Origin of the sequence: Kitasatospora sp. NPDC127035 (assembly GCF_042726075.1) — a bacterium.
Classification (GTDB): Bacteria; Actinomycetota; Actinomycetes; order Streptomycetales; family Streptomycetaceae; genus Kitasatospora.
Map to the genome: position 1 here is coordinate 82,169 of NZ_JBHXDN010000003.1, position 13,544 is coordinate 95,712.

Sequence of the window (13,544 nt, forward strand, 5' to 3'; positions counted from 1 at the left end):
GCTACTCCTGCTCCTCTTCCTGGACGGTGACGGCGGGGGTGACGTCGACGGCGGTCTCCAGGTCCTGGAGGGCGACGCCGTAGCACCGGTCGTAGACGGTGATCCGGATCCGGTGCCGGCCGGACGCGGCCGGCGTCAGGGCGAACTCGGCGGGCGGACCGGCCGGGTCGTAGACGGTGACCGGCGGGTCGATCACCGCGTCCGAGGCGACGGCCGCGACCAGGTGCAGCTCCGGCAGCCCCGGCGCCCCGCCGGGGTCGGCGGGGTCGGTGGGCTCCGCGCGGTCGGCGGGGTCTGCGGGCGCGGCCCCGGACGGATCCACGTCCGGCTCGAACCGCAGCTCCAGCCGGGCCGGGACGCCCACCGCGGGCTCGTCGAGCAGGGTGATCCGGGGCCGCCAGGCGACCCGGGCGGCCGGTACGCCGACCGGACCCGCCGGGTCGCGCGGGGCGACGGCCGCCCCGAAGGGTTCGGCGGGGGCCGCTTCGGCAGGGGCTTCCTCCTCGGGCGCCGCCTCGACGGGGGCTTCCCCGCCGGGCGAGGCGAGGCCGGGGGCGGGCCCGCCGGGCGCGACCGGCTCGGACACGGCAGGGCCGGGCGCGGCCGGGTCGGGCACCGCGGGGCCGGGCTCGGCCGGGCCCCGCCCAGCCGGGGCGGTGGGCTCGGCCGGACCGGGTTCGGTCGTGTCCGAGCCGCCCGCCGGCAGAGCGGCCGGGGCCCGCCGGGACGGCAGCGGCGCGGCCGGCTCCGGGGCGGCCCCCGCCCCGGCCGCCGCCCGGCTCTCCACGGCGATCGGGTGCCCGGCCCCCATCACGGCGTCCCGCCCGGCGCGGACGGCGGCGAGCAGGTCCGCCGCGGTCTCGTGCCGCCCGGCCGCCGCCAGCGCCCGGGCCAGGCCGACCGCCAGCGTGGGGAACAGCTCGGAGTCCCCCGTCCGGCGGCCGGCCACGGCCACGATCGGCTCGTCGGTGTCACGGTGCCCGGCCGCGAGCAGAGCGGGGACCCCGGAGGACAGGCCCTCGCGCCGGAGCCCGCGGTCCTCGACCACGGCCTCGTACACCCGCACCGCCCCGGTGTGGTCCCCGGCCCGGTGTCGGGCGAAGGCCAGATCCTGGCGGATGCCCAGGGTGCGCGGGTGGTACGGCCCCCGGTTCCCGGCGCTCTCCTCGGCGAGCTCCCCCAGCAGGACCACCGCGCGGAACGGCCGCGCGCCGAGCGCCAGCAACAGGGCGTGCGCCACCCGGCACTCCACCGTCTCGGTGTGCGCGGCTCCCAGCGCCTTCGCCGCCCGGTCGACCAGGGAGGCGACCAGGGTGACGGCCGTGCCGGTGTCACCGGCCAGATGGGAGGCGTAGGCGAGGCGGCGTCCGGTCAGGAAGACCCCGGGGTGGTTCGGTCCGAGCGCCCGCACCCAGTCGGGCACCAGCGCGGAGAGCTCGTCCACCGCCGCCCGGTAGTCCCCCGCCCTCCGCAGCGTGACGCCGAGGCTCGAACGGGCGTCCAGCACCGTCCGGTGGTCCGGGCCGAGCGCGTCGGCGGCCACCGCCCGCAGGTCGCGGTACCGGGCCGCGGCCTCCGGGTACCGGCCCGCCTCGCGGAGGGTGTACGCGATGCTGTCCAGGGCGCCCAGGGTGACGGGGTGGCCGGCCCCTCGCAGCCGCGTCAGGTCGTCCCTGAGGGACTCGAAGAGCTCGACGGCGGCCGTGTGGTCCCCGCTCCACCGCAGGGCGTGCGCCAGGTCGGAGCGCGCGATGAGGCTGTCCAGGTGGTCGGGGCCGTGGATCCGGGCGACGTCGGCGACCAGGAGCTCCCGCTCCGACACCGCCTGGCGGTAGCGGCCCGCCTCCCGGTGCGTGAGGGCACGGTGGCGGCGTTCGTCGAGCGTGGCGGGATGGTCGGGCCCCTGGACCCGGGCCCGGTCCGCGATCAGCGCCTCGTAGAGGTCGGCGGCCACGCGGTACGCCCCGGTGTTCCGGTGGAGGGCGGCCACCCACGACCGTGCGTCCAGGGTGTCGGGGTGTTCCGCGCCCTGGAGGCGGAGGCGGTCCTCGACGAGGCTCGTCCGCTCGGCCAGGGCCTCGCGGACGCGTCCGTTGTCCTCCAGGGCGTACGCCACGGCGGCCCGTGCGCCGAGGGTCTCCGGGTGCTCCGGGCCCTTGAGGCGGATCCGGTCCCGGAGCAGCGTCTCGCGGACCGCCAGTGCCCCCGGCCCGTCCCCCGCACGGCTCAGCGCCCAGGCCAGTATCGAACGGGCCGCCAGGGTCTCGGCATGGTCGGGGCCGTTGATCCGGAGCCGGTCCGCCAGCAGTGCCTCCTGCCCGGCGAGCGCTTCGCGGAACCGGCCGGCGAGAACGAGCGCGTGCAGCAGGCCGACCCGCCCGGCCAGTGTCTCCGGGTGGTCGGGCCCCTGGAGTCTGAGCCGATCCCGGTGGAGGGCCTCGTGGAGCGCGACGGCGCGGAGCGGGTCACCGGCTTCCAGGTGGGTCCAGGCCAGACCGTACCGGGCGACGAGCGTCTCGGCGTGGTCCGCGCCCGACACCCGCGTCCGGTCCGCCAGCACGGCCCCGTAGAGCTCCAGCGCGCGGGCGTGGTCCCCGGCCTGCCGACACGCCAGGGCCAGCCACCACCGCGCGCCGAGCGTCCCCGGGTGGTCCGGCCCCTGGACACGGGACCGGTCCGCGGCCAGGTCCTCCAGGAGGAGGACCGCACGGCCGTGGTGGCCGGCGTCCGTGCAGGCCCTGGACAGGGCCCACCGCGCGTCGAGCGTGTCGGGGTGGAACGCCCCCTGCACCCGGGTGCGGTCGGCGACGACCTCCTCGTGCAGGTCGACGGCGCGCCGGTGGTCTCCGCTCCCCTGGACGGCGGAGGCCCTGCCGGAGCGGGTGCTCAGCGTCGTGGGGTGGTCGCCGCCCTTCAGCCGCAGGCGGTCGGCCAGCAGCAGGTCGTACAGCTCGACCGCGCGGCCGTGGTCGCCGGTCTCCCGGCAGGTCCACGCGAGCCACCCCCGGGCGACGAGCGTCTCGGGGTGGTCCGCCCCCTGAAGACGGGTCCGGTCGGCGACCAGGGATTCGAACAGGCCGATCGTCCGACGATCACCCGCCGCCTGGTGCGCGGTCGCCAGACCGGACCGGGCGTTCAGCGTGTCCGGGTGGTCGGAGCCGAACAGGCGCGTCCGCGTCGCCACCAGCGCCTCGTACTGCTCGATCGCGCCGCGGTGCCGGCCGGCCTCCCGGAGCGCGAGGGCGAGGTCCGCCCGCAGACCGAGGACGTCGGGGTGCGTCGGACCCTGGAGGCGGGTCCGGTCGGCCACCAGGGCCTCGTAGGACTCGACGGCCCGCCCGTGCCGCCCCGCGTTGCGGAGCGCCAGGGCGAGGCTGGCCCGGGCGACCAGGGTCCCGGGGTGGTCGGGGCCGTGAAGGCGTTCCCGGTCGGCCAGCAGGGCCTCGTACAGGTCGAGGGCCCGCAGGTGCTCGCCGGCGTCGCTGCACGCCCAGGCCGTGCCGCCCCGGGCGGACAGCGTCTCGGGGTGGTCGGCCCCCGACACCCGCAGCCGGTCGGCGACCAGTTCCTCGTAGAGGCCGATCGCCCGGCGGTGCTCGCCGGCGCTCCGGCACGCCCAGGCCCACCACCACCGGGTGTCGAGGGTCTCGGGGTGGTCGGCCCCCTGGAGCCGGGTCCGGTCGGCCACCAGCGCCTCGAACCGGTCCACCGCCCGGCCGTGCAGGCCGGAGACCGAGCAGAGCCAGGCCAGCGTCCACCGCGTACCGAGCGTGCCGGGGTGGTCCGCGCCCTGCACGCGCGTCCGGTCCTCGACCAGCGCCTCGGCGAGGTCGACCGCCCGCCCGTCGTCCCCGGCCCGCTGCCACGCGCGGGCCAGGTGGGACCGCTCCGCGAGGGTGTCCGGATGGTGCGGGCCCTGGACGCGCAGCCGGTCGGCGACCAGCGCCTCGCGGTCGGCGAGCTCCTGCCCGGCTGCGCCGGCGAGGCGGCGGGCCTCGGCCAGCTCCGAGCGCTCCTCCAGGGTGTCCAGGTGGTCAGGCCCCTGGATCCGGCGGCGGTCCTGGACCACGGCCTCGTGGACGGCCACCGCGCGGCGGTGCTCACCGGCCTTCTGGTACGCCCACGCCAACCGGGAGCGGGCGTCGAGAGCGTCCGGGTGGTCGACGCCCAGCACCCGGATGCAGTCCGCCTGAAGGCTCGCCGATTCGGCCACCACGCCCGTCGGATCGCCGGCCTCGACGCGTGCCCTCACCAGCCGGCCCCGGGCGTCCAGGGTCTGCCCGTGGTCCGCGCCGAGGGTGCGCGTGAGGTCGCGGACCACGGCCTCGTGCTCGTCGACGGCGGCGCGGTGGTCGCCGGCGGCCGCGTGGGCGGCGGCGAGCCAGCCCCGGCTGGTGAGCGTGTCGGGGTGGTCGGCGCCGAGCACCCTGGTCCGGTCGGTGACGGCCTGCGCGTAGAGCGTCAGCGCGAGCCGGTGCTCCCCGGCGGTGAGCTGGGCGTAGGCGAGGCTGTTCCGGCCGGCCAGGGTGTCCGCGTGGTCGGGACCGAGGACCCGTACGAGGTCCTCCTGGAGGAGCTCGAACTCCGCGACCGCCTCCAGGCGGTGGCCCGACACCTGGAGCGCGTAGGCGAGCCCGGCGCGGCCGGCGAGGGTGTCCGGGTGGTCGGCGCCCAGGACCCGGGCGCGCTCCGTCACCACCGTCCGGAACTCCTCGACCGCCCGCCCGTGGTCGCCCGCCTTCCGGTAGGCGTGGGCGAGGGAGTGCCGGTCGGCCAGGACGGCGGGGTGGTCGGGGCCCTGGGCCCGGCTGCGGTCGGCCACCACGGCCCGGCAGAGCTCGACCGCCCGGGCCGGATCGCCGACCCGGGCGTGGAGTTCGGCGAGCCTGCCCCGGGCGGCGAGCGTCTCGGGGTGGTCGGCGCCCAGCAGCCGGCGCCGGCCGTCGGCGACCGCCGCGACCAGGGGGATCACGAAGACCCGCTGTTCCGGCTCGGGGAGTTCCTCGGCGGCCAGCCGGTAGAGCTCGATCGTCTCCGGCGTGGGGCGTGACGAGGAGTCGACGGAGGACGCCAGCTCCCTGATGTGCGGCAGCAGTGCCCGGCGGGCCTCCTGGTCGGCCTCCGGCCAGAGGCGGGCCACTGCGGCGGCGAGGTTCCGCTCGGCCCGCGAACGGACCCTCCGGTCCTGGTCGCCCGCCCGCAGGACGCTCCGGAGCAGCCGGTGGACCGCCACCGTCTGCGGCCCGAGGGTGATGAGGTGATATCCCGCCAGCACCTTCAGGGCGGTGTCCACCTCCTTCGGACTCCGGGAGCCGAACGGCCGCAGCGCCTCGCTCGGCAGGGCCTCCGGGGCGTACCAGGCCAGCGTGCGCAGCAGCTCGACGGCGAACGGGGCGGTCCGCCCGACGGTGTGCAGCGTGGTGCGCCAGAGCCGCGAGACCGTGTCGAGGGCCGAGGGCATGGCGGGCGACTCGGAGGGGGCGACGGCGCGCAGCAGTTCCCGGAAGGCGCCGAAGGTCGTCCGGGCCTGCTGGACGTGGGCGCCCGCCTGGGAGAGGGCGAGCGGCAGGTGCCCGAGCTCGTCGGCCAGCGCCCGGGCCTCGGCCTGCTCGACCTCGTCGGCCCCGGCGGGCTCCTCACCCGGCCGCGCGGTGCCCCAGAGCAACTGGACGGCGAGCGGTGCGTCGAGGACGTCGATCCGGATCGGGCGGATGCCCTGGTGCCAGCCGTCGGCGCGTCTGCTGGTGACCAGTTGGTGGCCGCGGCCGAGCAACCGGCTCAGGTAGGGCGCCAGGTGGACCGGGTCCTCGACGTTGTCGAAGACCAGCAGCCAGTTCTCGTGCGCGCGCAGCCAGGCCACCGCCCACTCGGCCTGGCGGCTCAGGGGCTCGGTCAGCGCCCAGTCGCGGTGCAGGTGGACGGCGAGGTCCGCGAGGGCCTCGGCGATCTGTTCCTCCGACTCGGCGGTGATCCACCAGATCAGCCCGTAGGTGTTCACGTGCTTGTAGGCGTAGTGCAGTGCCAGCGCCGTCTTGCCGACGCCGCCCAGGCCGTGCAGGGTGGCCGCCTGGGTGACCAGACCGCCGCCCTCGGCCAGGGCCTCGCCGATCGCGTCCACCTCCGCTTCCCGGCCGACCAGTTCACCGGTCGGCCGGGGTGGCAGGTGGTGGGACTTCGGTGCGGCCTCGACCGTCAGGGCCGCGGCTTCGGCCTCCGGCGTCAGCACCACCGCCCGCTGCTCGGCGTGCGGGTTCCCGTCGGTGACCGCCGACGAGACCGCTCGGGGACGCTGCTCGAACGGCTCGTGGCCGGGCACGCCGTCCTCGGGACGGACGTACGTCGTCATGGAGATGTTCACGTCGGCGCCCGCCCCCCGGTTTCGGCTGCCGCCCACCGTAGCGGCCGCGGGGCGCGCCGTCTGCGCGTTCGGCCGGCTCGCGGCGACCGAGGCCCAGTTGTGACGTTCCGTCAGGCCCGGTCCTCGGTGGCCGCGTCCGCACGCGGGTCCGCGAGCACGTTCACCGGCGCGTCCGGCGTCCACGACCGCCCGTGTCGGGCGGGACCGGTCCGCACACGAATGCGGGTGCGCACGTACGCACCCGTCCGACCCGGTCATGGTATTTTCCGTCGACCCGTGCGCACTATTCCACGGCCCCGACCGGCACATTTCCCCAAGTGGCGGGCATCATTCCGGTTTGTCGAACCGACTTAATGCGGCTGCAACAGCACAAGCTTTCTTCGGCGCCGACCGGGTGCTAGCCTCGCTTCAATCTCGCGCCGCTTGAATCGCCCTTTACCAGGGGATTCCCGCCGGATATTCCCGACCGCCCTGCGGCGTTCCGGCCCGTCACCCCCAAAGCACGCCGTCCCGTTTCGGTAATCCTGAAAGGGTTCAGCATGTCCGTCTCCCCCGCAGCCACCGCCGCCACCGGCCTGCTCGCGCCCCGGCCGATCGTCGGGCTGCTCACCGACTTCGGGCTCGTCGACGACGCCGTCGGCATCTGCAAGGGCATGGTGCTCAGCATCGCCCCGCACGCCAACATCATCGACGTCACCCACGACGTGACGCCGTTCGACATCTACGAGGCCAGCCTCTACATCCGCGACTCGTTCCGGTACTTCCCCGGCGACGCCGTGTTCGCGTGCGTCACCTTCCCGCACACCGGCGTCCAGGACAACGCGATCGGCCTCCGCACGCCCCAGGGGCACACCTACTTCGCACCCGACAACGGACTGCTCACCCGCATCGTCAAGGAGGCGGGCGTGGCCGAGGTGCGCCGCATCACCTCCGAGAAGGTCCGCCGCCCGGTCATCGACCCGACGTTCTACGGTCGCGACATCGTCATTTCCGCCGCCGCGCACATCGCCAACGGAATATCGTTCAGCGAAATCGGCGACGAGATCGAAGCTTCCGACATCACGCTGCTGGACGTCGCCGAACCCACCGTGGAGGACGGCTGGATAGTCGGCGAGGTCGCGATTCTCGACAAGAACTACGGAAACGTCTGGACCAGCATCACCCGGGAATTCCTGGACAGCCAGGGCGTCGATTTCGAGGCCGCCCTGGAGATCGAGATCGGGGGCGCCCGGCTCTCCACCCCGCTGCGCCGCACCTTCGGCGAGACCGGCGAGGGCGAGCCGCTCGCCTACATCGCCAGCCGCGACCAGCTCGGCCTCGCGCTCAACCAGGGCAACTTCGCGGCCCGGTACGGGGTCGAGCGCGGCCACACCGTCCGGGTGAAGGTCCGCTGACCCCCGCCCCCGCAGATCCCGCCCCCACCCGCCCCATCGACCGGAAGGGCCCACCACCGTGCGCGCGCAGGGCTACCTATACGCGCTGCTGACCGCCGCCTTCTTCGGCGCCGGCGCCGTCCTGGCCAACCGGGTGACCCGCGAGATCGATCCGTTGCTGACCACCGAGCTCAACCTGTCGATCGGCGCCGCGCTGCTGGCCGGATACCTGGTGGCGCGCCGCCGACCGCTGGTCCCGCGCGGGCTCTCCGCCCGGGACTGGGCACGGGTCGGCTTCGTCGCGGTGGTCGGCACCGGCCTCTCGCTGGCCCTGGTGATCACCGGGCTGAGCCGGACCACCCCGGTCAACGGCGGCTTCCTGATCCAGCTCCAGGGCCCGACGGCGGTCCTCGCCTCGGTGTTCCTGCTCGGTGACCGGCTCCGCTGGTGGCAGTCCACCGGTCTCGCCGTCACCCTGGCCGGCGGCGTGCTGGTGGTGCTGCGCGAACCCGGCGCGGGCTTCACCGCCGTCGGCAGCGGCGACCTGCTCGTCCTGGCCGGCGCCGTCCTGGCCGGTCTCGCCTTCCTTCCCGCCAAGTCCCTGATGGCCCGGGTGCCGGCGCTCCAGCTGAGCCTCTGGCGGCTGGTCCTGGCGACGGTGGTGCTGCTGCCGGTCCTGCTGCTCGCGCCCGGTCCGCTGCGCTGGCACCCCGGCACGGGCACCCTCCTCCTCCAACTCCTGCTCGCCGTCACCAACTTCTGCCTGGCGTACGTGACGCTGCACCTGGCCCTGGACCGGCTGCGACCCTGGGAGACCGCGAGCGTGCTGCAGCTGGAGCCGGCCTTCACGGTCGTCGTCAGCCTGCTGGCCCTGTCGCTGGCGCCCACGCCGCTGCAACTGGCCGGCGGCGTCCTGATGATCGCCGGCGGCCTGGTGTCCAACCGCCCCGCACGCCCTCCGGCCACCGCGCCGGCCACCGAACCGGCCCCCGCGCCGGCCCCCGACCCCCTGCCGATCCCGGACGGCGGCAGCCTGCCGTCGCCCGTACCCGCCAACCCCGCCTACCAGAACAGCCGAGGTACCACCCCATGAAGGCGATCCGCGTCCACGCCCACGGCGGCCCCGAGCAGCTGCGCGTCGACGACGACGTGCCGGTGACGGAGCCCGCCGACGGCGAGATCCGCATCCGCACCGAGGTCATCGGCGTCAACTACGTCGACGTCTACCACCGGCAGGGCGTCTTCCCCGTTCCGCTGCCCTTCGTCCCGGGCATGGACGCCGTCGGCACGGTGGACGCCGTCGGCCCCGGCGTCACCGAGGTGGCCGTCGGCGACCGCGTCGCGTACGGCGAAGTACCCGGCGCCTACGCCGAGTTCGTCACCGTGCCGGTCCGCCTGGCGGCGGCCGTGCCGGACGGCCTGGACTCCGGCCGGGCCGCCGCCGCGATGCTCCAGGGCCTGACCGCCCACTACCTGGCCCACGACTCGCACCCGATCGCCAAGGGCCAGGTGGTCGTGGTGCACGCGGCGGCCGGCGGGGTCGGGCAGTTCCTGGTCCAGTTCGCCAAGCGCGCCGGTGCCCACGTGATCGGCACCGTCTCCACCGACGAGAAGGCCGAGCTGATCGCCGGGCTCGGCGCCGACACCGTGGTCCGCTACGACCGGGAGAACTTCCGGGAGGTCGTCCACCGGGTCACCGACGGCGTGGGCGCCGACGCGGTGTACGACTCGGTCGGCAAGGTGACCTTCCTCGACAGCCTCGACTCGCTGCGCCCGCGCGGCACCCTGGTCGTCTACGGCCGGGCCAGCGGCACCCCCGACCCGATCGACCCGTTCCTCCTCGTCCAGAAGGGCTCGCTGCGGCTCACCTGGCCCAGCCTCACCCACCACGTCCGGACCCGCGAGGAGTTCACCACCCGGACCGGCGACCTCTTCTCCGGCCTGATCGACGGCTCACTGCGGGCCCGGATCGACCGCGAGTACGACTTCGCCGACGCCCCCGCCGCGCACGCGCAGCTGGAGCGCCGCGAGAGCCTCGGCAAGATCCTGCTGCGCCACCCCTGACGCACGGGTTCCGGCGCGCGAGGTTCCGGCGCGCGGGATTCGAGGCGCGAGGTCCGGCGCACGGGTTCCGCACCGCCCCCGGGAACGGCCGCGTCACGCCGCCCCGGGCCCGTCACGACCGCGTCACCACCGTCGCACCACACCTGCCCGACGCCCCGCCGGACTCCGCCTTCGCCGGCGGGGCGTCGACCCAGAACGGGAGGACATCGACCATGGCTCCCCACTCCCCCGGCCCGTCGGCCCGGCACCGGCAGATCGCCGTGGTCGGCGCCGGCCCCCGCGGCCTCTCCGTCCTCGAACGGCTGCTGGCCAACGAACGGTCCCGCCCGTCGGCCGCCGCGCTGACCGTCCACCTCGTCGACCCCTACCCGCCCGGCGCCGGGCGGGTCTGGCGGACCACCCAGTCCCGCCTGCTGCTGATGAACACCGTGGCCTCCCAGGTCACCGTCTTCACCGACCCGAGCGTCACCATCGACGGCCCGGTCGAGGAGGGCCCGAGCCTCTACCAGTGGGCCAAGTCGACCGTCCCGCACGGCGGTCCGGGCGAGTACGACGTCCCGGTCCGGGCCGAGGCCCGCGACCTGTCGCCGGACGCCTACCCGACCCGCGCCTTCTACGGCCGGTACCTGGTCGACGTCTACCGGCGCGTCCGCTCCACCGCCCCGGCACACTGCCGGGTCGTCGAACACCGCACCCGTGCGGTCGAGTTGGACGACACAGACCCGCTCCCCGGAGCGTCCCAGGTGCTCACCCTCGCGGACGGCCGGCGGCTCGTCGGCCTGGACGCGGTCGTCCTCGCCCTCGGCCACGTCCCGGCCGGCGCGACGTCCGGCGAACGCGCCCTGGCCCGCGCCGCCGCCGCACACGGCCTCACCTACCTCCCGCCCGCCAACCCCGCCGACGTCGACCTGTCCACCCTGCCGCCCGGCCGCCCCGTCCTGGTCCGCGGTCTCGGACTCAACTTCTTCGACCACCTGGCCCTGCTCACCCGCGGCCGCGGGGGCCGGTTCGCCGAACACGGCGGCCGGCTGGTCTACCACCCCTCCGGACGCGAGCCGCTGATCGTGGCCGGCTCCCGCCGCGGCGTGCCGTACCACGCGCGCGGCGAGAACGAGAAGGGCGCCCACGGCCGCCACACCCCCCGGCTGCTCACCGAGGAGTACGTCGCCCGGCTGCGCAAGCGGGCCGAGGCGGGCGAGCCGGTGCGCTTCGCCGACGACCTGTGGCCGCTGGTCGCCCGTGAGGTGGAGGCCGTGTACTACGCCACGCTGCTCGCGGCGACCGGCCACCCGGAGACCGGCGCCCGGCTGGCCGAGGAGTACCTCGGCACCGACCCCGACCGGCGGGCCGCCCTGCTCGACCGGCACCGGATACCCGAGACGGAGCGCTGGGACTGGCACGCCCTCGCCCACCCGCACGCGGACCGGCGCTTCGGCGACCGGGCGGAACACCGAGCCTGGCTCCTCGGCCAACTGGCCCGGGACGCCCGCGAGGCCCGGTCCGGCAACCTCAGCGGACCGCTCAAGGCGGCCCTCGACGTGCTGCGCGACCTGCGCAACGAGATCCGGCTCGCCGTCGACCACGGCGGCATCGAGGGCTCCTCCTACCGTGACGACCTGGAGTCCTGGTACACCCCGCTGAACGCGTTCCTCTCCATCGGCCCGCCGGCCTCCCGGATCGACGAACTGCGCGCCCTGATCGAGGCCGGCGTCGTCGAGGTCCTCGGCCCGGACGTCCGGATCGGCCTCGACACCACCGGGCCGCAGCCCTCCTTCACCGCCCACTCCCCCGCCGTCGACGCGCCGCCGGTGCGCGCGCGGGCCCTGATCGAGGCGCGGCTGCCCGAACCGGACCTCCGCCGCACCGGCGACCGGCTGCTGCGGCGGCTGCTCGACGCCGGACAGGCCCGCACCTACCGGATCCGGGACACCTCCGGCGCGGCGTACGAGACCGGCGGCCTGGCCGTCACCGAACGCCCCTACCGGCTGCTCGCCGCGGACGGCCGCGCCCACCCCCGGAGGTTCGCCTACGGAGTCCCGACCGAGGCCGTGCACTGGGTCACCGCCGCCGGCATCCGGCCGGGCGTCAACTCGGTGACCCTCGGCGACTCGGACGCCATCGCCCGCGCCGTCCTCGCCCTGCACCCGCTCCTGCCGGCCGCGGCGCCGGCGCCCGCGCCCGCACCGGTCTCCCAGGCCACCGCGCCCGCCCCGCACACCGGCGTGGCGGTCTGACCGCCACCCCGTACCACCGCCCCGCACCGGCCCCGCACCGGCCGCTGCACCCGCCGCTGCATCTGCGCCCTCCGCCGCCCCCTGCACCCGCTGTTCGCACCCGCTGTTGCCCCCGCTGTTGCCCCCGCCCCGCTCCGCCCGCCCGCGGTCCGCCCGGACCGCCGACCTTCCAGGGATTCGCCATGTCCAGGCGGCTGTTCACCTCGGAATCCGTGACCGAGGGCCACCCCGACAAGATCGCCGACCAGATCAGCGACACCATCCTCGACGCGCTGCTCCGCGAGGACCCGGCCTCCCGGGTCGCCGTGGAGACGCTGATCACCACCGGCCAGGTGCACATCGCCGGGGAGGTGACCACCACCGCCCACGCCGACGTCGCCGCCCTCGCCCGCGCGAAGATCCGGGAGATCGGCTACGACTCCTCGGAGAAGGGCTTCGACGGCACCTCCTGCGGCGTCTCGGTCTCGATCGGCGCGCAGTCCCCCGACATCGCGCAGGGCGTCGACAGCGCCTACGAGGCGCGCGTCGGAGGGTCCTCGCCGGGCCGGTCCGCAGCCGACGGCGACGCCGACGACCTGGACCGGCAGGGCGCCGGCGACCAGGGCCTCATGTTCGGCTACGCCACCGACGAGACACCGACCCTGATGCCCGTCCCGATCGACCTGGCCCACCGGCTCTCCCGCCGCCTCGCCGAGGTCCGCAGGAACGGGGCGATCCCCTACCTGCGCCCCGACGGCAAGACCCAGGTCACCATCGAGTACGACGGCGGCCGGCCGGTCCGCCTCGACACCGTGGTGGTCTCCGCCCAGCACGCCGCCGAGATCAGCCTCGACGGCCACCTCACCCCCGACATCCGCGAGTACGTGGTCGAGCCCGTGCTCGAACTCCTCGCCGAGGACGGCATCAAGCTGGCCACCGACGGCTACCGTCTGCTCGTCAACCCGACCGGCCGGTTCGAGATCGGCGGCCCGATGGGCGACGCCGGCCTGACCGGCCGCAAGATCATCATCGACACCTACGGCGGCATGGCCCGCCACGGCGGCGGCGCCTTCTCCGGCAAGGACCCGTCCAAGGTCGACCGCTCCGCCGCGTACGCGATGCGCTGGGCCGCCAAGAACGTGGTCGCCGCCGGGCTGGCCACCCGCTGCGAACTCCAGGTCGCCTACGCGATCGGGAAGGCCCAGCCGGTCGGCCTCTTCGTCGAGACCTTCGGCACCGAGACCGTCGCCCCGGAGCGGATCGGCGCGGCCGTCGCCGCGGTCTTCGACCTGCGACCGGCCGCCCTCATCCGTGACCTCGACCTGCTGCGGCCGATCTACGCCGCCACCGCCGCGTACGGGCACTTCGGGCGGGAGCTGCCGGACTTCACCTGGGAGCGCACCGACCGCGCCCAGGCCCTGCGCGCCGCGGCCGGCCGCTGACCCGCGGGCGGTCAGCGGCCGGCAGAGAGCGGGCGGCAACCCGCCCTCCACGAACCACGCCTCCGACCCACGAACCACGCACCTGAACCACGAA

The 13,544-nt window shown here is 75.6% G+C and carries 6 protein-coding genes; 5 read left to right on the plus strand and 1 reads right to left on the minus strand.

What is annotated here, in order from left to right; all coding sequences use genetic code 11:
* Window position 1 precedes the first annotated feature (1 nt).
* On the minus strand, window positions 2–6,346 hold the full coding sequence (locus ACFWIC_RS02310; protein WP_380515120.1) for a tetratricopeptide repeat protein: 6,345 nt from the start codon (window positions 6,344–6,346) through the stop codon (window positions 2–4).
* 551 nt (window positions 6,347–6,897) lie between these two features.
* Between ACFWIC_RS02310 and ACFWIC_RS02315 the strand changes: the two genes are divergently transcribed.
* The 5 genes from ACFWIC_RS02315 (at window position 6,898) to metK (ending at window position 13,450) form a co-directional block, all read left to right on the plus strand.
* A complete protein-coding gene (locus tag ACFWIC_RS02315) occupies window positions 6,898–7,752 on the plus strand; it encodes an S-adenosyl-l-methionine hydroxide adenosyltransferase family protein (protein WP_380515123.1) in 855 nt (284 codons plus the stop codon).
* 58 nt (window positions 7,753–7,810) lie between these two features.
* Complete coding sequence (locus ACFWIC_RS02320) at window positions 7,811–8,824, plus strand: DMT family transporter (RefSeq protein WP_380363106.1); 1,014 nt, start codon at window positions 7,811–7,813, stop codon at window positions 8,822–8,824.
* Window positions 8,821–9,795: a quinone oxidoreductase gene (locus tag ACFWIC_RS02325; RefSeq protein ID WP_329948182.1), complete on the plus strand. Its 975-nt coding sequence runs from the start codon at window positions 8,821–8,823 to the stop codon at window positions 9,793–9,795. The genes ACFWIC_RS02320 and ACFWIC_RS02325 overlap by 4 nt, the downstream gene beginning before the upstream one ends.
* A 212-nt stretch (window positions 9,796–10,007) precedes the next feature.
* Entirely contained in the window at window positions 10,008–12,029 is a 2,022-nt protein-coding gene (locus ACFWIC_RS02330; RefSeq protein WP_380515127.1) for an FAD/NAD(P)-binding protein, read from the plus strand.
* A 182-nt stretch (window positions 12,030–12,211) separates the two neighbouring features.
* Window positions 12,212–13,450: a methionine adenosyltransferase gene (gene metK, locus ACFWIC_RS02335; protein WP_329948184.1), complete on the plus strand. Its 1,239-nt coding sequence runs from the start codon at window positions 12,212–12,214 to the stop codon at window positions 13,448–13,450.
* The last annotated feature ends 94 nt before the right edge of the window (window positions 13,451–13,544 follow it).

Excerpts from the sequence above, each read along its gene's own strand:
- ACFWIC_RS02310 (WP_380515120.1), bottom strand. The coding sequence starts at position 6,346 with ATGACGACGTACGTCCGTCCCGAGGACGGCGTGCCCGGCCACGAGCCG.
- ACFWIC_RS02315 (WP_380515123.1), top strand. The coding sequence starts at position 6,898 with ATGTCCGTCTCCCCCGCAGCCACCGCCGCCACCGGCCTGCTCGCGCCC.
- ACFWIC_RS02325 (WP_329948182.1), top strand. The coding sequence starts at position 8,821 with ATGAAGGCGATCCGCGTCCACGCCCACGGCGGCCCCGAGCAGCTGCGC.
- ACFWIC_RS02330 (WP_380515127.1), top strand. The coding sequence starts at position 10,008 with ATGGCTCCCCACTCCCCCGGCCCGTCGGCCCGGCACCGGCAGATCGCC.
- metK (WP_329948184.1), top strand. The coding sequence starts at position 12,212 with ATGTCCAGGCGGCTGTTCACCTCGGAATCCGTGACCGAGGGCCACCCC.